Origin of the sequence: Pseudomonas sp. SWI36 (assembly GCF_002948105.1) — a bacterium.
GTDB classification, from domain to species: Bacteria; Pseudomonadota; Gammaproteobacteria; order Pseudomonadales; family Pseudomonadaceae; genus Aquipseudomonas; species Aquipseudomonas alloputida.
Map to the genome: position 1 here is coordinate 5,167,175 of NZ_CP026675.1, position 19,917 is coordinate 5,187,091.

Genomic DNA, 19,917 nt, shown 5'->3' on the forward strand with positions numbered 1-19,917 from the left:
GAAACGGTCGCTACGCGACGGTGTTTTGCAGTTCCTTACCTTGCAGGCGGCTGATTAATGCCCAGAGAGTGTCGTCGACTTGAATGATGTGCTGCATTGGATAATTCCTTCGTTGCTGAATGGAGGCTAGCTTTAGCCTGAAACGACTTATGGAATCTTGATCCCCAACGCATTCAGCGATGGCGTATCCATCCGGCCATTCACGGTCAGCCCACTGTCCATCTGAAAGGCCATCAACGCACCACGTGTCGCCTTGCCCATCACCCCATCAATGGTGCCTTGGTAATACTGGCGCACCATCAGCGCGGTCTGCACACGGGCTACCAGGTTGCTTTTCTGCTCATTGGTCGCGCGGCTCTTTGAAGTGCTCGAACTTGTCCCGCTGGTAGTGCCAGACGACTGATAAAGGCTGTTGCTGCTTGGGGTGCTGCTCGAAGCACTCGGCGCGCTGTAGCTTCGGGTACTGGTAGCGGGTGGGCTGTAGTAGCGAGGTGCGCTATAGCCACCCGAGCCGCTGTAGTGAGAGCTGTGCGAACTGTGGGATCGGTGCGAACTGTGCGAGCGATGTGCCGCATAGATGTTGACGGTGTCTGGCGCATTGAGCGTATCGGCAAATACCGGGGGCTGTAGCTTGTCGTTGGGTTGCCAATTTGCATCGGCGAGCGACAGATGGCCCGCCTGTGCCAGGGTGGTACCTGCCATTGGCAGCAAGCTGATCCCACTGATCAGGACTTTCCAGCGGTCGAGCAATTTCACTGTGCACTCCTTGCGTAGGCGCTAAAGGCCTCGGTCGATAATTGTTTTATGCCGCGGCTCTGCCAGCGGTTGGTGTGGGATTTGAAGAAACCAGAGCAATGTTTGACGGCAGCGCATTGCTGGCAGGTATCGATGAACAGGTTTTTCCAGTCCGAGATGCTCTGGCGGGCGAAATGCGAGAGGTGGGCTGGGATAAGGCACAGGGGCAAGTTGTAGATTGAAACCGGCACTCCGCGGTTGAACAGGAAATACACCGCCTGGCTCAACGTCTCTTGGTAGTCCAGCGGGTCAATCCACAGTTCTTCGTAGTTTTTCCTGGCCAGGCCGGTGCTTTCGATACCCATCAGCGCAACATGCCGCACGAAGGGCAGGTTCCTGAACACGTAGTGGGCGAGCTCTGGCAAGCGTGGCGTAGTCAGGCGATTGAGCACCACGCGTATCTCGATGATCTGGTTGGCGCGCGCCAGGTTGTAAAGACCTTGCAGGGTTTCGCTGAACGCTCCTGGAGCCTGCACCACATGGTCATGGTCTTCGGCATTGTCGGCATACAGCGGGATGCCCCAGCTCAATTGAGGGTGGCCGATGGCAGAGAGCGCTGCGATCCAGCTCGGGTCTTGGAACAGACGCCCGTTGCTGAGCACATGAATGGATTTCTGCGGCAAAACGGCTTTGCACTTGGCCAGGATTTCGAGCAGGCCGTCGCGATAAAGCGTGGGTTCTCCGCCGCTGATTCCCAGATTTTCCTCGCCCGGGTCCATCAGGTCGATCAGCCGTAGGTTCTCCTCAATGTGCCAACGGTCATCGATATCTTTGGGTGGCTGTGAGCACATCAGACAGAGGCTGTTGCAACGATCAGTCATGAACAGCAGGTTGCTGTCTGAGCCTCGTCGATAAAGCACTCGCACCATCGCGTTGCCTGGGGTGATGGCAATGACATCGCCGGGCTGCACGACGTCCGCATCTTTAGGAGTGTGCAGATGTGGCCGCGTGCTGTCGAAGTCGCCGATCAATGGCTCCGGGATCAGGAATCCACCCACTGGTAATGAGAGCAGGTTCGGGCTCCGTAGCCGTTCTTCGTTTGGCAGCCAAAGCAGCAGGTCACCGAACTCCGCGCTTCCGGCACAAACAGCCAGGCCTTGTTCGATGAACTCATCCAGAGTGATGACCTTGAGCAGTTTCGGCTCATTCAGGTGATGGATTTCGAAGTGGGTATCTTTGCGCAGCATCGCCATCAGCCCCTGTAACCCGGAAACCGGACATCGTTGTAAGAGCGCCTGCTCAACCAAGACAGCAGTACCCTCTGCACGTTGTCGTCGCCATCGCAAAGCAGGCCGAAAACGTGCTTCAGCAGCCCCATGTTCTTCTTGCAGAAGCTGCTGAACACTCTGTGTCCGATTGGGTCAGCTTGGCGGGCATAGTGTTCGATGGGGTCAGCACCACAGTACGGGACAAGTGCGCAGTCGGAGCAGCCCGGCAGCGTCTCTGCTACACCGCTGGCGAGCAACGCATCCATAACGGGCGACGCGAGCAATTCAGACAAGGGTTGCTGCACGGTGCCGAGCCTCAAGCCGTCTTCACCCATTTCCAGCAACATTCGGGCTTCGTCCGAGGGATAGACATAACCGTCATAGTTGTAAACCAGTGCCGCAATGCCTGCGCCAGCAGGTGAGCGAAGGTCTACATAGCCGGAGGAGAAGGGTGTCAGGATATTCTTCAGCAACAGGCTCGTATAACTCTCTGAGAGGTATACGCCCTGTTGGTTGATATGCAGCAAATAGGCCAGTGCCTTTTTGTAGAAGGCCAGGTATCGCTCAATAGGGTAATCAAGTCGATGGGCACTCTTGGTGGCAAACCCATAAGGGCTCAGAGGCCGAAGTGAGATGCTGGAGAAGCCCTGGCTTACATACTCATCGATGATCGCTTCAGGTTGTTCGAGGCTTCTTGAAGTCAGCGTGGTCAGCGCGGAAACTGCATCACGGCCAAGGCGCTCACGGACCCACTGGATGCCTTTTACAGTGCGTTCGTAGGAGTCTCGTGACGGGGTAGGGCGGTTGGCATTGTGCAAGGGCGCCGGCCCATCGAGCGAGGTTGAAAACTGGATGCGATTTTGTTCTGCGAAGTCGAGTATTTCCTCCGTCAGGTGGTGCAGCGTGGTGGTGATGACGAACTGGATATCCCGTTGTTCGACCACGTTCCGGTCAACGACCCATTCGACAATCTGGCGGACGCGCTCGAAGGCTAGAAGCGGCTCGCCACCCTGAAACTCCACAGTTAGGGCGGGAGCGTTCGATTCGAACAGGCGATCAACCGCCGCCAGTGCATCCGCTTCCGATAGGTCGTGGCCGGATCCTCCCAGAGGGGCACGCGACACCTGGCAGTACTGGCAGGTGTGGTTGCAACGCAATGTCACTACGAACAAGTGCAGTGCTGGGCCCTGGAAGAGGAAGTCCTTGCGGCTGCGATACTGCGCGGCCATTTCCGGGAACGGGTCGTGGCGGCCTGGTTCGTAGATGAAGTGGCGGGCCAGCAGGTCCTTGTAAAAAGGCGTACCTGTTTGAACGTCGAAGTAACTGAGGGCCCGTAATTGCGCGTCGTTCACGTGCATGTACTCACCGGTATCGGAGGTGAGCAGGATGTCACGGTCACGTCCCGTGTTCATGCGCATGAATCGAAAGGGCAGCAAGTGGTAGTGCTTGGCGTCGGTCGCAATCAGTGTCACTGCGAAACCCCACATCCAGCAAGCGCGGCTTGGGCCAGTATTTCACGCAACCCTACTGTTTCGCGGTTGATATGGTCGCGTAGGGCGAAGTCGTTCAGATGCTGGAGGATCAGCGAGTGAGCCTGCTCCGGGGAAAGCGTTAGCCTTGCTTCAGCGGGGTGGGCCGTGAGGCTTATCTGATTGTTTTCAATACCGACCTGGATCGCGACAGTGTCGGCCAGGGAATAAGCGGCGCGTTGCACCACGCTGAGCGGGTAGGCTGCGCTGTCGAGTTTCAACGTGACTGGCCATGTCATCGGAACCGCCCCTTCAAATCCGCTGGAAACGTGTGGATTTTGCAGCTTGCCGAGGCATTATGCCATCACGATTTTTTACATTTGCACATATCTTATGCAGCGTGATATCGGAGAATCAGTCAAAGGTTCACCGGCTGGATGTTCATTGTTCCGCTGAAAGTTAAGGGCCGGTACCGCCACTCGCAGAAGAGTCCGGTCGGAGCTGCATCCATCAATAGCCCGCCCGACGACGCCTAAAGACTGTCAGGATCCCCGAAGAACATCTGTATCCGCGACCGCAGCCACCGCTCCGCCGGGTCGTTGTCCTGTGCCCCGCGCCAGGCCATGTGCAGTTCGAAACTGCGCACGGGTATCGGCAGATCCTCGGCCCGCAAGCCGCCGGCGGCCGTCAGTGCATCCGCCGTGTAGTCCGGTACCGTAGCCACGATATCGGTGCCTGCCAGCAAGCTCCCCAGCCCGTTGAACTGCGGTACCGCCAGCACCACGTGGCGCTTGCGGCCGATTTCTTCCAGGGCTTCGTCGATGAACCCGGACAAGTCCCCGGCAAACGACACCAGCGCATGGGGGCGGGCGCAGAAGTCATCCAGGGTGATGCTGCCGGGTACGCTGTCGGCGCGCAGCAGTTTCGGCATGCTGCGGCGCAGCACCTTGCGCTTGGCGTTGGCCGGCAGTTCGCTGGTGTAGCTGACCCCCACCGAAATCTCGCCCGAGGCCAGCAGGGTTGGCATCAGCAAGTAGTTGACCCGTCGCACCACCAGCACGATACCGGGCGCCTCGGCGCGAATGCGCTTGAGCAGTTGCGGCAGCAAGGCGAACTCGGCGTCGTCCGACAGGCCGATGCGGAACACCGCATTGCTGGTGGCCGGGTCGAATTCGGCGGCGCGGCTGACTGCAGTGGAAATCGAATCCAGTGCCGGTGACAGCAGGGCGAAGATCTCGTGGGCCCGTGCCGACGGCTCCATGCTGCGCCCTGTGCGCACGAACAACGGGTCATCGAACAGGTTGCGCAGGCGCGACAGCGCCGCGCTGATGGCCGGTTGGCCGAGAAACAGTTTTTCTGCGGCACGGGTCACGCTGCGCTCGTGCATCAGCGTTTCGAACACGATCAGCAGGTTGAGGTCTACACGACGCAGGTCGTTTCGATTCATCGGTGCGCTTCGCCTAATGTGGGGCAGAGGTGAATCTTAAGGCCAAAGGCTGTTACCCTGCACGGGTTTAGGGGGACCAATCGCAGGGAAAGTCAGGTGCCCAATCGATGACAAGCATGTCGACTATTAATGGCCACTGATGGTCTAACGGGCAAAGCCCGGATAGAGTCAGTGGTAATTAGAGGTTCACAAAGGCGAGGTATGCGATGTCCCGCATGATCCGTTTCCACAAGTTCGGCGCTGCCGACGTGCTCCGTTGCGAAGAGCAGGCCGAACCGTCACCCGCTGCCGACGAGGTGCAGATCCGCGTCGAAGCGGTTGGCGTCAGCTGGTATGACGTGCTTTGGCGCCAGAATCTGGCACCGTCCCAGGCGCGTCTGCCAGCGGGGATCGGTCACGAAATGGCCGGGGTGGTGACTGCGGTTGGTGAAGGGGTCGATGACATTGCCGTCGGTGACCGGGTCGCCAGCTTCCCGGCCACCAGTGCCAACGACCATCCGGTGTACGGCGATGTCATCGTACTGCCCCGTACAGCCATCACGCGCTACCCGAATGTGCTCACTCCGATCGAGGCCAGCGTGCACTACACCCCGCTGCTGATCGCCTATTTCGCCTACGTCGACCTGGCACGGGCCAAGGCCGGGCAGACAGCACTGGTCACCGATGCCAGCCATTGCGCCGGGCCTGCCTTCGTGCAGCTGGGTAGGGCCTTGGGGCTGAAAGTATTCGCCGCCACCAAGGAAGCGGCGCAGCGTGATTACCTGCTGGGCTTGGGCGCAGACAAAGTGATCGTCACCGAAGAGCAAGACCTGCTGCTGCAGATTGGCAAGTACACCGATGGCCGTGGTGTGGACATGGTGCTCGACGGCCTGGGCGGCCCGCAGATGTCGCTGTTGGGTGATGTGCTGGCGCCGCGTGGCAGCCTGGTGCTGTATGGTCTGCAAGGCGGCAACCAGACGCCGTTCCCGGCTTGCGCGGCATTCCAGAAGAACATTCAGTTCTATGTGCACTGCATCGGTAATTTCACCGGCAAGCCAGAGCTTGGCATCAGCCAGGATCAGGTGGCACTGCAGCGTGCCTTGCGCGATATCAACCAGTTCACGGCCGACCAGCTGCTGACACCGCAGATCATCAAGGTGTACCCGTTCGAACAGGTGGTCGAGGCGCATCGCTACATGGACCAATGCCCGTGCGGCGGGCGCGTCGTGCTGGACATGGCGCATCACTGACGGTGGATGGCGCAAGCGGCGAACCCGGGCAAGGTCCCGGGTTTTTTGTGCGCGGGATAAAGTAATTCAACACTTAAAGTAGGACTGTTCCTACAATAAATCACGATATGGACTACATATAAGTCCGTAGTTTTCGGGATGTCAGAAATATCCCGGCAAATAATCAGCCTTGAACGCTTTTGCCTTGCGAGTCACTGTGAACTGACACGGATGCTGAATGGTTTTTTTACCCTGAACTGTATCTTCAATTCGCGCTGCCTCCCTCTCGATAATGGCCCAATGATAGTTTGTGCAAGGAACGTGGGATGAGCATGGCAATGCCTGATATGGAGCAGTATGTGACAGCGACAGGCCATCGCAGGGGCGGTTTTTTCTCGATGGCTTGGCGACAGTGAAGGGTTACGTCATTACTTTCATTTTGTTGTAGGAAATTTCTTCTAGGTAAGTTTGGTGCATGTTCACGCTCAAATGTTGGGTGCATGCGCTGGCTGCATGAAGTTGATGAGGTGATTGCGTGACTGCTATTCACGACCAGGCGATGCATTATATCTACCAGCAAGTACTCGAGCGCTTGTTGAATCACATGTCCCAGGCGCAGCGCGCTTCCTTGCAGTTGCTGATACAACGCCTGTTGGTCGCTGCAGGCGGGCCGGAGTACATCGGTACTTTCAGCTTGCAGGTATTGCAAGGGAGCGACCGCCGCAGCAGCCGGCTGCTGGCCATGTTGCGTGCCGCGCAGCTGAGCATTGCCCTGCGTTCGCCGGTAACCTTCCAGCTGCGGGTATTGGTGGTCAGCCTGCCGGTTGCCGATAGCGCCACGCTGGAAGCTCACGAGCGCAGTTTTAGCGCGTTGTTCATGCAGGATGACCCGCGCGTGCAATTGCAGATGATCGAGGGGCGCGCAGTGGTGCCGTTCAGTTGTCGGCTCTCGGTAATGCCTGAGCGCTGGCTGCTGGCGAGGGACGCGATGTTGATGTTCGGCCACATGATCGATGCCAGGCCGGAAGCCCTGCTGGGTTGCCGCCTGCACCTGGAGCTGGCGGGCGCCGTGGTTCAGGCGCTGCAGGCAGCGGTGCCTCCCGATGCGTTGGTCACCGCCATGCCCGGGCTCCAGCGGCGGCGATACCTGGCGTGGGCCCGGCGTAGCCTGCGCCTGGCCGGCGTGCATGCCCCGCATGCAGTGCACCAGTGCCTGGCGGCGCTGGCCCAAGGGCTGAGCCGATTGCACGGTGCTGTTGGGGGCGCACCGGGTGGTCAGCACGAGCCGGTTCCAGGCGCCGTACCGGAGCGTGCGCCGGTGCGGCTGATCGCTATTGATGACCTGTTGCCGCACTTGCTTGAAGAGCAGCAGCTTGACGCGATGCTGGGTTGTCACTTCGAGACGGCTGCGGATGCTTTGCCGCTGTCCGAGTTCGTCGACTCGCTAGCCACGGCACAGCTGCATGAACTGCGCGCCCGCAGTCTGGAGCCGCTGGTCGGGCGCCCAGCGCTGAGGCTGGCAGGGCAGGCGGGTGGCAGCAAGCAGCGTGACGCCGTGCCGTTGCTATTTGGCAAAGCCTACGGCATCAACCAGGCCCAACTGGTGTGCCTGCTGTTCAGCCCGTTTGCCAGGCAGGGGAAAAACCTCGAGCGGTTCTTGCAGTGTCGGCACGCCGACATGGTGGTGGCGTTGCCGTATCTGCACAGGGCCTTGCAAGGCAAACCCTGCCCCGATGCAGTCAAAGCCTGGCTGGTGAATACCAGTGGCTTGCCGTTGGGGCAACTGCGGCAAATTTATGATGGGCAGTTGCCGTTGGCGGGATGGCGCCTGCTTAACAACCTGGCCCGCCGCGATGTACACCTGAGGCTGCTGCCACAGCTGGCGTTGGGGCGGCGGCGTGGTGTTGCGGGGCTGCCTTGATGGGGCGAGCGGCCCCAGGCGAGTTCGCGTATCGCAAGGTGTATCGCTACCTGGAAGCGTTGATCGAACAAGCTGCAGGTGTTGGCACATGCCGGTTGCCGTCATTGCGTGAGTTGTCCCGGCGGCTGCGGGTGTCGTTGGCGACGGTACAAAGTGCCTACAGCCTGCTGGAAGAGGAGGGCCGTGTACACTGCCTGCCGAGGTCGGGCTATTACGTACAGAACGATGGCAAAGATCAGGCTGTGGCCGTGGCCCGGCAGCCTCCCTTGCCGACGCAGCCACTGTTGGAGCGCATGCTGCTTGGTCACGAACGGCGTTTGGCCCGTCAGCGTGATCGCAGCGTTGCGTCCTGGGAAGCGCTGGGTAGCGCCCGTTTGCGCAGTGCCGTGGCTGAGCGATACACCCGCTGCTCCAACCAGTACTGGCATGCCGATGACGTCCATCTGGCCCCCGATGTGCTCGCGTTGCTGGAGACGCTGCTTGCGGCGCTGGCCCTGCAAGGTGGTACCGCATTGGTGCATTCGCCCTGTTGCTGGCAAGTGTTGCGCGCCCTGGCGCGTGCCGGCATGCGCGTGCTGGAGGCACCACTGGATGCCCGTGGCAACCCCGAGCTGCACGCGTTGGCCAAGCTGCTGGGTAGCGAGCCGGTAAGCCTGCTGGTCATGCCGTCTTGCCTGGGCATGCCACAAGGGCGGCTGGTTTCCCCGTATTACCAGCAGCAGCTTGGTCTTTTGCTTGGCCAGCACCCTGTATGGCTGCTGGAAAACGACCTGGACAGCGAGCTCTGTTACGACGGGCCGCCGAGCACACGCCTGCGTGACTGGATCGACCCGCGCTGGCTTCTGGTGATGGGCACGTTCGAGGCCGCAGTGGGGGCAGAGGCGCCGTATGCCTATTTACTGAGCCGTGACACCGTGTTGGCCAAGGCATTCGCTGAACGGGCGTATCGGCTTGCGCCGCTACGTTTGCAGGCGCTTGCTCACATGCTCGGCAAGGGGGAAATCGAAACGCAGCTGGTACAGCAACGCACAGACTTGCAAAGGCGTACGCAATACCTGGCGCATGCACTGCAATCGCAATTCGGCCAACGGGTGGTCTTCGACATGCCGCAAGGTGGGCAGATGCTGTGGGTGAGCTTTTGCCAGCCGCTGGCGTGGGACGGTATTACCGCAGCGTTGGCAGGTTCTGCACTGCACGCACTACCGGGTGAGCAGTTCGGCCTGCCGGGGCATTACCCTCAACACCTTGCTCTGATCTGGCTGGGTGGACGCCCGGATGAACTGCAACTGGTGGTAAGGCGACTGGCGCAGGCGCTTGAGGTGCGCTGCGGGCGAAACACCCGCATCACAAGTTGAAATCAAGACGCTTGCAGGTGCTGCCAAGTGCTGCGAGAGGGCCGACAAGTGAAATGACGGCCTGAAAACCTCAAGGCTCCGCAGCACAAAGAGCCACCTGCAGGCGGCGTAAATTGAGTTCTCCTCAGGGTTGCTCTTGCCCCTGACGCAAACGGGTACTGACCAGCGCCGCACATACCAGCAACGCGGCAATGATCCACAACCCGTTGCGGGTGCTGCCGGTGGTCTGCTCGATCAAGCCCATCACCGACGGCCCGACGAAACCGCCAAACAGACCGCAAGTGGTGACAAAGGCCAGGCCCGCCGCCAACGCACTGCCGCTCAGTCGGCTGGAGGGAAAGACGAAGATGATCGACTGCACCACGAACAGCATCAGCGCGGTCAGGGAAAACCCGAGCAGGCCGATGAACGAGTTGGCCAGCGATGCCAGCAGCAATCCGGCCGCCATGGTCAGCAGGCCAAGGAACAACAGGGTGCGGCAGCGGCGCGGCGAGGTGGCCAGGCGTGGGAAGGTAGCTGCGCCAATGGCTGCTGCAATCCACGGCACCGCTGTCAGCAGGCCGACCTGGAAGGGCGAAAGCGCAGCGTAGGTGCCGATAATGCCCGGCAGGAAGAAAATCACCGTGTAGATGGTGATCTGGTGCACGAAGTAGACCACGATCGCCAGCCAGATCTGCCGGTCGCGGAACATCTGCCCCAGCTTGCTCTGCTGCGGTGCGGCGGCCTGCTCTGCGGCCAGGCGGCGCTCGATGTCCTGGGCGTCGGCAGCCGTCAGCCAAGGCGCCGAGGCCGGACCGTCCGGCAGCTTCTTCCACACCACATAGGCCAAGGCTACGGCGGGCAGGCCTTCGAGCACGAACAACCATTGCCAGCCATGCCAGCCCAGTACACCGTCCAGCTCCAGCAGGGCACCGCCCAGCGGGCCGCTAAGGATGTTGGCCAGGCACACACCCAGCAGGAAGTACCCCGTGGCACGGGCGCGTTGTTCGCGGTCGAACCAGTAGGTCAGGTACAGCATTACCCCGGGGAACAGGCCAGCTTCGGCTACCCCCAGCAACAGGCGCATGATGTAGAACGAGGTTTCACCCTGAACGAAGGCCATGCCCGCCGAGAGCAAACCCCAGGTAATCATGATACGGGTGATCCAGAAGCGCGCGCCCACCCGGTGCATGATCAGGTTGCTGGGCACTTCGGCCAAGGCATAGGTGAGGAAGAACAAGCCCGCGCCCAGGCCATAGGCGGCTGCCGAAAGGCCCAGGTCGATGCCCATGCTGGCTTTCGCCAGGGCGATGTTGGTGCGGTCAAGAAAGCTCATCACGTAGACGACGATGAGCAGTGGCATCAATTTGCGTAGCAGCAGGCCGTTCAAGCGCTGCTCATGGGTGGTGGCAGGGGCGCAAGCCGCTGCGCGGGTGAGGGTTGTCATTGTTTTTTTCCCCGTGAAAAGTGCTGGTGGTGTGCCGCGCAGCAGCGGCACACCCAGGTCTGTGGGTCAGGAACGGTTGATGTCGAGCCACACGGCGCCGTTGGGGTACTGGTAACGTTCCAGGGTCTCAGCGTGCATCTCAATGCTGTAGCCAGGGCGTTGTGGCGGCATGTAGCGCCCGCGATGGATCACCACCGGGTCGATGAAGTGCTCGTGCAGGTGGTCGACGTACTCCAGCACCCGGTTGTGCAGCGAGGCAGAAACCGCGATGTAGTCGAAAAGCGCGATGTTCTGCACATATTCGCACAGCCCGACGCCACCGCCGTGCGGGCAGACCGGCACGTCGTACTTGGCGGCCATCAGCAGCACGATCAGGACCTCGTTAAGGCCACCCAGGCGGGCTGCGTCCAGCTGGCAGAAGTCCAGTGCACCGGCCTGGAACATCTGCTTGAACATCACCCGGTTGTGGCAATGCTCACCGGTGGCGACACCGATTGGCGCAATGCGCTGGCGAATGGTGGCGTGGCCAAGAATGTCATCGGGGCTGGTCGGTTCTTCGATCCAAAGCGGTTCGAATGCGGCCAGGCGGCGCATGTTGGCCACCGACTCTTCGACGCCCCACACTTGGTTGGCATCCATCATCAGGGTGCGTTCCCAGCCGATTTCGTCGCGCAGGATGCTGGCGCGGCGGATGTCTTCTTCCAGGTCGGCCCCGATCTTCTGTTTGATGTGGGTCCAGCCGTCTGCCACGGCCTCGCGGGCCAGTTTGCGCATCTTCTCTTCGCTGTAGCCCAGCCAGCCCGGGGCAGTGGTGTACCCGGGGTAGCCTTCACGCAGCATGTGTGCCTCGCGCTCGGCTTTGCCCGGCGCCTGGCGGCGCAGCAGGGCGATGGCCTCTTCGGGGGTGAGCACGTCGGTGACGTAGCTGAAGTCCAGGCAGCGCACCAGCTGCTCCGGCGTCATGTCGGCCAGCAGTTTCCACACGGGCTTGCCTTCGTGCTTGGCCCAGAGGTCCCACACTGCGTTGATGATGGCGGCGGTGGCCAGGTGGATCACGCCCTTTTCCGGGCCCAGCCAGCGCAACTGGCTGTCGCTGACGGTAAAGCGATGCCAGAAAGCGCCCATGTCGGCGCTGATTTCTTCGAGCGTAAGGCCGACGATCAAGGGGGCCAGCGACTGCACCGCTGCCGCGCATATCTCGTTGCCACGGCCGATGGTGAAGGTCAGGCCGTGGCCCTCGAGGGCGGCAGCGTCGGTGTGCAGCACCACGTAAGCCGCCGAATAGTCGGGGGCACTGTTCATGGCGTCGGAGCCATCCAGCGACAGCGAAGTGGGGAAACGGATATCGCGAACGCTCAGGTGGGTAATGCGTATGCTCATGGTCGACTCTTGTTCTGTTCAGGCACAGGGAGAGCTGACTGTAGGTTGTCGAGCGATACAGGCATAATCGCCAAATCTTAATCAGTGATACCGGATTCGATATGTCTCGCTTGCCACCTGACAAGGCCCAGGCGCCTGCCAGCCTCGGTGCCTTGAAGATTTCCAGCCGTCAGATCACGTTGCTCAATGCGCTGGGCGAATTCGGCAACCTGCGCCGCGCCGCCGCCGCGATGCACACCACGCAATGGACTGCCCCCAAGAAGTTGGACACCAATCCAACCCTTGGGGGATCTATGGGTAAGTACACCGAGCAATTCAAGCTCACAGCGATCACAGCCTACCTGGATGGCAGCAACGGTTTCCGAAAGGTGGCTCAACACTTAGGTATCGATTTCAGCCTGCTTCGACGCTGGGTGGCCAGTTATCAGGCCAATAATGGCATTGGTCCAGGCTCGCATGGGCGGCGCTATACCAGTGATTTCAAACAGCAGGTGCTTAGCTATATGCACGAGCATCGGCTTTCGCTGCGCCAGACCGCTGCCCACTTTGGTCTTGGGCAGTCCTCTCAGATAGGCATTTGGCAGCGGCAGTACTACAGTGGCAGTCCTGCACCCTCTACTGCCATCAAGCCAAGAAAGCCAATCGACGTGTCGAAGAAGATCAAGCCTGCCAAACCCACCGATACCAATGATGATCAGAAGTCTCGAGATCAGCTGATGGCTGAACTTGAGTACCTGCGCATGGAGAATGCTGTCCTAAAGGAGCTCAAGGCTCTGCGCGAGGAAAAGGAACGAACACGCGGGAAAAAGTCCTGATCGTTTCCAAACTCAAGCGCAGGTTTCCTTTGCCTGACCTCCTTCAGTTGGTCGAGCTGGCGCGCAGCACCTTCTACTACCAGCTCAAAGCTCAGCAGAAGCCAGACCGGCATGCTGAGCTCAAGGCATTGGTGCATCGCGTCTATCACGAGCAGAAACGGCTTTATGGTTATCGCCGTATCGCACTCGTAATCAGGAAGGAAAAGCGGGTGAACAAGAAGGTCATTGAACGGCTGATGGCTGAGCAGGGATTGAAATCAGTAGTGCGCCCCAAGAAATATCGCTCCTATCGAGGTACCGTCGGCAAAGTGGCAGCGAATGTACTGGAGCGAAATTTTGTCGCTCAACGCCCAAACCAGAAGTGGGTGACTGACGTAACCGAGTTCAAAGTAGCTCAACAGAAGCTCTATCTGTCGCCCGTGATGGATTTGTACAACGGCGAAATCGTGGCCTACGAAATGGCCAGCCGCCCGTGCTATAGCCTGGTTGGGAACATGCTTGGCAAAGCGCTCGATTGCCTGGGAGAGAAACCGAAGCTCGTGCTGCATTCGGATCAGGGATGGCATTACCAGCAGGCGCAATACCGCCGTAAGCTAAGCGAATGCGGGGTAAAGCAGAGCATGTCCCGAAAAGGCAATTGCCTGGACAACGCGGCCATGGAAAGCTTCTTCGGCACGCTGAAATCTGAGTTTTTCTACCTGAAGCGTTTCGAGAGCATTGATGAGCTGAGAGCGGGTCTGGATGAGTACATTCACTACTACAACCATGATCGCATCAAGCTGAGGCTCAATGGCCTGAGCCCTGTGGAGTACAGGGCTCAGGCTGCAGCTTAAAACTGTCCAACTTTTGGGGGGCAGTCCACAACCGGCCGCCAGCCTGTTGCTACAGCAGCTTGAGGAGCGCCTGGGGGTACGTCTGTTCGAGCGCCTGCCCCGGGGGATGCAAGCGACGCTGTATGGCGAGGTGATGATTCGCTATGCGCAAAACGCATTGCATGAGTTCGATCATGCCCAGGCGCAAATCGCCGAACTGGCGCGCGGGGCGTTGGGCCTGGTGCGGGTGGGCAGCGTCATGGGCCCGGTACCGGGCGTACTGACCAAGGCGGTGCTGGCCTACAAGCGCGACCAGCCCAAGGTACGTATCTCGCTGGAAGTGGGCACCAGCGATACCTTGCTGCCGGCCTTGCTACGCGGTGATTTCGATATGGTGGTGGGGCGCCTGCCGGACCAGAGCGACAGCCAGGAACTGAATATCGAGCTGTTCGACGGCGGTGAGCAGATGCGTGTGATTGCTCGCGCAGGTCATCCCTTGGCGACAGCCACAGGGCTGCAGCTGGCCGACCTGGTGAGCTTGACGTGGATCTTGCACCCCATCGGCAGCCCGATGCGCCGTCGCGTCGAAAGCGCATTGCAGGCCGGCGGCATGGTGCAGTCGCTGGATATCGTCGAAACCGCGTCGATCCTGGCGACCACTGCCATGCTCGAAGCGTCCGAAATGATTGCGGTGGTGCCCAATGACGTGGCCCAGCATTATGCCCGCTATGGCATGGTCGCCATCCTGCCGGTGGAGTTGCCATTGGCGATGGCCAACCTTGGGGTGCTCACCCTGCGTTCGCGGCCCAACTCGGTTGCCCTTGATACCTTGCTGCGCTACCTGCGGGCACAATAACTTTCACCTGCATGAGGCCCTGCGTCTATGCCGCCGGACATGACCCATTCCAGTTTTTGCAACTGGATCCGCTACAAGCACCTGGTGTTGATCGACACCCTGGCGCGCACGCGCAACATGCACGCCACCGCCACGCGCATGAACCTCAGCCAGCCGGCGCTCAGCAAAATGCTGCGTGACCTTGAGGAGCAGTTCGGCTTTGCCCTGTTCGAGCGCCTGCCTCGCAGCATGCCGCCCACCGAACTGGGTGAATACGTGGTGCGGTACGCCCAGGGTGCCCTGGCCGAGTCGCAACAGTTCGTCGATCAGGTCAACCGCCTGCGCAACGGCGGGCACGGTTTCATCCGCGTTGGCGGTATCTTTGCCGCGACCGCATTGGTATTACCGCAGGCCATCGCCGCCATCAAGGCGCGAAGCCCGTTACTGTCGATTGAAGTGGTGGAGCATTCCAGCGATCACCTGCTGACCATGCTCGAGCAGAACAAGCTGGACATCATGATTGGCCGCTTCACCGAGGAACGCTTCGGTCAGCTGTTCGACTTCCAGCCGCTGGAGCCTGAACCCTTCAGCCTGGTGGTGAACAGCGAGCACCCGCTCAACCAGCTCGATAACACACCGCTTGAAGCGCTAGGCGATTGGCCGTGGGTGCTGTATCCGGTAGGTACGCCCATCCGCAACCGCCTGGAGCAGGCGTTCCGGGTGGCCGGAATCGCCACGCCTGCCGACTGCGTGGAGACCATCTCCATGCCCATGTTCCTGCAGTTGCTGCAATCGGCACCGATGATTGCCATGCTGCCGCGCTCAATGGTGGCCGCGCAGTTGGCCAGCGGGCAGTTCAAGGAGCTGCGCAGCTCTTTGCAGGTGCCCGCGCTGGAGTATGGTGTGGTCACCCGCAAGGATGAACCGCTGAGCGCCTCCGCCAGGGCGTTTGTCGAGATTCTGCTGGAGGGCGCGCAGCGCCGGCGGCAATCCCCGGCAGATGCTGCGTTCTGCCCCTAGTGTGGTGTTTCACAAATAACGACCATAACTCGCGGCGCTTTTTGCGCTCATGCGGCGTTGTCGCTCCTCGCCGTAGCTGGGCTACGACTCGTCGCGACGCCTTGCCTGAACGCAAAAATCGCTCGCGAGTTATTGGCCGTATTTGCAAAACACCACACTAGCCGATTGAAGATAACGCACCGGAATACCCTTGCGATAACTTCAGGTTATCGCTCGATCGGATCATCTCATTGGGAATGCGGCACCAGGCTTCTTACAGTGGCTACAGCCATAACAAGAAGTCAGCCGCTCCGCCCTGAGAGGTCCCATGCAACTGATTGCCAAATCCGGTGACCCCGCCGTCATCCGCCTCAACCCTTTGGACAACGTCGTCATTGCCCGCCAGGCCCTGCTGCCAGGCGTGCGCCTGGATGCCGAGGCGATTACCGTGCGCCAGCCCATCCCTTCAGGCCACAAGCTCGCCACCGAGCCTGTGGCGCAAGGCCAGCCGTTGCGCCGTTACGGGCAGATCATCGGTTTTGCGTCCCAGGCGATCGACGCTGGCGACCATGTGCATGTGCACAACGTGCAGATGGGCGATTTTGCCCGTGACTACGCGTTTGGTGTCGATACCCGCAGCCTGCCAGGCAGCGCCGCGCAGTTCCAGGGCATCGTGCGCGCCGATGGCCGTGTCGCCACCCGCAACTACATCGGCATTCTCACCTCGGTAAACTGTTCGGCGACCGTGGCCCGGGCCGTGGCCGACCATTTCCGCCGTGACATTCACCCCGAGGTGCTGGCCGACTACCCGAATGTCGACGGTGTGGTCGCCCTGACCCACGGTGCCGGTTGCGCAGTTGACCCGAGCGGTGAAGCCCTGGGCCTGTTGCGCCGCACCCTGGCCGGTTACGCCGTCCACCCCAACTTCGCTGCCGTGCTGATCATCGGCCTGGGCTGCGAAACCAACCAGATCGAAACCCTGCTGGAAACCCAAGGCCTGCAGGCAAGTGCGCAACTGCGCGCCTTTACCATCCAAGGGATCGGGGGCACTTCGAAAACCATCGCTGCCGGTATCGCCCAGGTCAAGGCTCTGTTGGCCGAGGCCAATCAGGTACGGCGCCAGCCTGTCAGTGCCCGCCACCTGGTGGTCGGCCTGCAGTGCGGCGGCTCAGATGGCTATTCGGGGATCACCGCCAACCCGGCACTGGGCAATGCCGTTGACCGCCTGGTGGCCGCCGGCGGTACCGCCATTCTCTCCGAAACCCCGGAAATCTATGGTGCCGAGCACTTGCTCACGCGGCGCGCGGTAAGCCGTGAGGTGGGGGAGAAGCTGGTGGCGCGCATTCGCTGGTGGGAAGACTACTGCCAGCGTATGAACGCCGAATTGAACAACAACCCCTCGGCCGGCAACAAGGCAGGGGGGCTGACCACTATCCTCGAGAAATCCCTGGGCGCAGTGGCCAAGGCAGGTTCCAGCAACCTGGTCGATGTGTATCAGTACGCGCAAGCCGTGCGAGCCCAGGGCCTGGTGTTCATGGACACCCCCGGCTACGACCCGGTCTCGGCCACCGGTCAGGTGGCCGGCGGGGCCAACCTGATCGCCTTCACCACCGGCCGCGGCTCGGCCTACGGCTGTGCCCCGGCGCCATCGATCAAGCTGGCAACCAACAACCGGGTGTTCGAGCACCAGCAAGAGGACATGGACGTCAATTGCGGCGGCATCGCCGATGGCTCCACCAGCATCGAGGAGCGCGGCGCATTCATCTTCGAGCAGATGCTGCGCATTGCCTCCGGGGAACGCAGCAAGAGCGAACAGCACGGCTACGGGCAAAACGAGTTCGTCCCGTGGCAGATCGGCGCCGTGACCTGATCGACCGCTCCCGTCCCATTTGCGAGGCAACTGCAATGATTCAAACCACGCTGTACAACGTGCAAGCGCTTACCACGTTTGTCGAGCAACTGTTCATGAAAGCCGGAGCCGACGTGGACGTCGCCCAGGTGGTGACCCGTGTGCTGCTCGAAGGCGAACTGCTCGGCCACCGTACCCATGGCCTCAACCTGGTCAGCCGCTACATCGACGGCATGCTCAGCGGCCAGGTCAAGGCCAGCGCGCAGGCGCTGGAACAGGTCGCCGACAGTGGTGTTTCCAGCCTGTTCGACGGCCACTACGTGTTGGGGCCCTATTGCGTCAGCCGGGCACTGGATTGCGCGGCCGCTGGCGCGACCAAGCAGGGCATCGGTATTGCGGTAGTACGCCGCGCTGCCCATATCGGCTGCCTGGCCGCCTACCTCAAGCCATACACCGACCAAGGGTTGCTGGCCATGGTCTACTCGTCGGATCCGTCGGTGGGGTTGGTCTGTGCTCATGGTGGCATCGACCCGGTGTACACCCCCAACCCGATTGCTGCCGGTATCCCGACCCAGGGTGAGCCGATCCTGCTGGATGTCAGCATGTCCACCGTCACCCTCGGCCTGGTCGGCCAATGCCGCGATGCCGGCCGGCGTCTGCCGCACCCGGTGCTGGTGAGCAATGACGGGCAGCTCAGCGATGACCCGGGCGATTTCTTTACCCGCCCGCAAGGCAGCATCCTGCCGCTCGGCGGCCAGGCCTTTGGCCACAAAGGGTTTGCCCTTGCGCTGTTGGTCGAAGCCCTCACCTCGGGGCTGGCCGGCCATGGGCGCAAGGATGCACCGGACCAGTGGGGCGCCTCGGCCACTGCGCTGGTGATTGACCCGCGCATGTTCGGCGGCCTGGAGGCGTTCCTCGACGAAACCAGCTTCCTGGGGGGATTGGTTCTGGCAAGCCGCCCGCTCGACCCCGAACGCCCGGTACGCCTGCCGGGGCAAGCAGGCCTTGCCCTGCGTCGACAGGCCTTGGAGCAGGGCGTGAGCCTTTCGCCGCAGCTGATAGCCGACCTTGAGCGCGTGGCTGGGCAGTTGCAACTGCCGGGACTTTTCCAATGATGCAAAGCAAGGGAACACAGATGACTGATCGAACGAACGCCAATCAACCGCTGCCACTGAGCCATGATGCCAGCGTTTTCGACCGCGGCAGCTGGGTAGGGCGCGTCTGGTTGCCGGAGCAGGGGCCGGCGGTGGTGCTGGTGAAAGCCGGCGCCGTCTACGATATCAGCACCCACGTGGCGACCGTCTCGGCACTGCTGGAAGTGGACGATCCGGTGGCCTACCTGCGTGCCTTGCCGCTGGCCGAACCCTTGATTGCGCTGCCGGCATTGCTGGGCAACAGCGATCCCGCACGGCGCACCCCGCACCAGCCGTGGCTGCTGGCGCCGATCGACCTGCAAGCGGTGAAGGCCGCTGGTGTGACCTTCGCCACCAGCCTGCTGGAGCGTGTGGTGGAAGAACAGGCCAAGGGCGACCCGGCCAAGGCCGACGCCATCCGTGACACCCTGGCCAGCCGCATCGGCGCCGACCTGTCGCAGATCGTGCCCGGTTCGGCCCAGGCCGAAGCGCTGCGCAAGGTGCTGGTAGAGCAGGGCCTGTGGTCGCAGTACCTGGAGGTGGGTATCGGCCCGGATGCCGAAGTGTTCACCAAGGCCCAACCGCTGTCCGCGGTTGGCCACGGCGCAGACATCGGCATCCACCCCAAGTCCAGCTGGAACAACCCAGAGCCGGAAGTGGTGCTGGCCGTGTCGAGCAATGGCAGCATCAAAGGCGCCATGCTCGGCAACGACGTCAACCTGCGCGACTTCGAAGGGCGTAGTGCGTTGCTGCTGTCCAAGGCCAAGGACAACAACGCTTCCACTGCACTGGGCCCGCTGCTGCGGTTGTTCGACGAAAGCTTCGGCCTGGACGATGTGCGTGCTGCCGAGGTGGACCTGCGGGTGGAAGGCGAGGACGGCTTTATCCTCTCCGGGCGCAGTTCCATGCGCCAGATCAGCCGTGACCCGCAAGACCTGGTGCAGCAAACCCTCAACGAAAACCACCAGTACCCTGACGGCCTGGTGCTGTTCCTCGGTACCCTGTTCGCCCCCAAGCAGGACCGCGATCAGCCGGGTAACGGCTTTACCCACAAACCGGGTGACGTGGTGAGCATCAGCAACCCGCAACTGGGTACCCTGTGCAACCGCGTGACCACCAGCGATCTGGCACCGCAGTGGGACTTCGGCCTGCGCGCGTTGATCGACAACCTCGGCCGACGTGGCCTGCTGGAGGTCGCGGCCACCGCCCGCCCGCTTTGAACGGCTCGCTGCGTCAGGGAGGGGCGCAGCATCATCGAGGGATCG

16 protein-coding genes are annotated in these 19,917 nt (G+C 61.2%); 9 read left to right on the plus strand and 7 right to left on the minus strand.

What is annotated here, in order from left to right:
- Nucleotides 1–147: 147 nt before the first annotated feature.
- The 5 genes from hxsA to C4Q27_RS24620 all read right to left on the minus strand — a co-directional run bounded on the left by hxsA (nt 148) and on the right by C4Q27_RS24620 (nt 4,919).
- Complete coding sequence (gene hxsA / locus C4Q27_RS24600; RefSeq protein ID WP_104887494.1) at nt 148–756, minus strand: His-Xaa-Ser repeat protein HxsA; 609 nt, start codon at nt 754–756, stop codon at nt 148–150.
- Nucleotides 753–1,988 (minus strand): His-Xaa-Ser system radical SAM maturase HxsC, encoded by a 1,236-nt coding sequence (gene hxsC / locus C4Q27_RS24605; protein WP_104887495.1) that lies wholly within the window; start codon nt 1,986–1,988, stop codon nt 753–755. The genes hxsA and hxsC overlap by 4 nt, the downstream gene beginning before the upstream one ends.
- Nucleotides 1,988–3,475, minus strand: coding sequence for a His-Xaa-Ser system radical SAM maturase HxsB (hxsB, locus tag C4Q27_RS24610; RefSeq protein ID WP_104887496.1), 1,488 nt, complete (start codon nt 3,473–3,475; stop codon nt 1,988–1,990). Before hxsB ends, hxsC begins: the two co-directional genes overlap by 1 nt.
- Nucleotides 3,472–3,771 (minus strand): His-Xaa-Ser system protein HxsD, encoded by a 300-nt coding sequence (gene hxsD / locus C4Q27_RS24615; protein ID WP_104887497.1) that lies wholly within the window; start codon nt 3,769–3,771, stop codon nt 3,472–3,474. The genes hxsB and hxsD overlap by 4 nt, the downstream gene beginning before the upstream one ends.
- Nucleotides 3,772–4,004: 233 nt before the next feature.
- Nucleotides 4,005–4,919, minus strand: coding sequence for a LysR family transcriptional regulator (locus C4Q27_RS24620; protein WP_003253946.1), 915 nt, complete (start codon nt 4,917–4,919; stop codon nt 4,005–4,007).
- 206 nt (nt 4,920–5,125) lie between these two features.
- Between C4Q27_RS24620 and C4Q27_RS24625 the strand changes: the two genes are divergently transcribed.
- The 3 genes from C4Q27_RS24625 to C4Q27_RS24640 all read left to right on the plus strand — a co-directional run bounded on the left by C4Q27_RS24625 (nt 5,126) and on the right by C4Q27_RS24640 (nt 9,403).
- Nucleotides 5,126–6,148 carry a zinc-dependent alcohol dehydrogenase family protein gene (locus C4Q27_RS24625; protein WP_104887498.1) on the plus strand — a complete coding sequence of 341 codons (1,023 nt, stop codon included), beginning with the start codon at nt 5,126–5,128 and terminating at the stop codon, nt 6,146–6,148.
- Nucleotides 6,149–6,662: 514 nt separating this feature from the next.
- Nucleotides 6,663–8,048 (plus strand): hypothetical protein, encoded by a 1,386-nt coding sequence (locus tag C4Q27_RS24635; protein WP_064493102.1) that lies wholly within the window; start codon nt 6,663–6,665, stop codon nt 8,046–8,048.
- Nucleotides 8,048–9,403, plus strand: a complete 1,356-nt coding sequence (locus C4Q27_RS24640) for an aminotransferase class I/II-fold pyridoxal phosphate-dependent enzyme (protein WP_064493101.1) — start codon at nt 8,048–8,050, stop codon at nt 9,401–9,403. The genes C4Q27_RS24635 and C4Q27_RS24640 overlap by 1 nt, the downstream gene beginning before the upstream one ends.
- A gap of 124 nt (nt 9,404–9,527) precedes the next feature.
- Here the strand turns inward: C4Q27_RS24640 and C4Q27_RS24645 are convergent, their stop codons facing one another.
- Complete coding sequence (locus C4Q27_RS24645) at nt 9,528–10,829, minus strand: MFS transporter (RefSeq protein WP_104887499.1); 1,302 nt, start codon at nt 10,827–10,829, stop codon at nt 9,528–9,530.
- A gap of 66 nt (nt 10,830–10,895) precedes the next feature.
- Nucleotides 10,896–12,209: an L-fuconate dehydratase gene (locus C4Q27_RS24650; protein WP_049586184.1), complete on the minus strand. Its 1,314-nt coding sequence runs from the start codon at nt 12,207–12,209 to the stop codon at nt 10,896–10,898.
- 293 nt (nt 12,210–12,502) lie between these two features.
- On the opposite strand from C4Q27_RS24650, the gene C4Q27_RS24660 reads away from it, so the two are divergent.
- The 6 genes from C4Q27_RS24660 to C4Q27_RS24685 all read left to right on the plus strand — a co-directional run bounded on the left by C4Q27_RS24660 (nt 12,503) and on the right by C4Q27_RS24685 (nt 19,872).
- Nucleotides 12,503–13,857 (plus strand): IS3 family transposase gene (locus C4Q27_RS24660; protein ID WP_098089532.1). Its coding sequence is split into 2 segments (ribosomal slippage): nt 12,503–12,976 and nt 12,979–13,857, totalling 1,353 coding nucleotides; the frame shifts between segments, so codons are not numbered across the junction.
- Between the two features lie 46 nt (nt 13,858–13,903).
- Entirely contained in the window at nt 13,904–14,692 is a 789-nt protein-coding gene (locus C4Q27_RS24665) for a LysR family transcriptional regulator (protein ID WP_177410023.1), read from the plus strand.
- Between the two features lie 27 nt (nt 14,693–14,719).
- Nucleotides 14,720–15,691: a LysR family transcriptional regulator gene (locus tag C4Q27_RS24670; RefSeq protein WP_104887500.1), complete on the plus strand. Its 972-nt coding sequence runs from the start codon at nt 14,720–14,722 to the stop codon at nt 15,689–15,691.
- Between the two features lie 307 nt (nt 15,692–15,998).
- Entirely contained in the window at nt 15,999–17,540 is a 1,542-nt protein-coding gene (locus C4Q27_RS24675) for a UxaA family hydrolase (RefSeq protein WP_064493097.1), read from the plus strand.
- Nucleotides 17,541–17,575: 35 nt separating this feature from the next.
- Nucleotides 17,576–18,634 (plus strand): Ldh family oxidoreductase, encoded by a 1,059-nt coding sequence (locus tag C4Q27_RS24680; RefSeq protein WP_104887501.1) that lies wholly within the window; start codon nt 17,576–17,578, stop codon nt 18,632–18,634.
- A gap of 20 nt (nt 18,635–18,654) precedes the next feature.
- The gene (locus tag C4Q27_RS24685) at nt 18,655–19,872 is read left to right on the plus strand and encodes a fumarylacetoacetate hydrolase family protein (RefSeq protein WP_104887502.1); all 1,218 of its coding nucleotides are present in this window, start codon (nt 18,655–18,657) and stop codon (nt 19,870–19,872) included.
- The last annotated feature ends 45 nt before the right edge of the window (nt 19,873–19,917 follow it).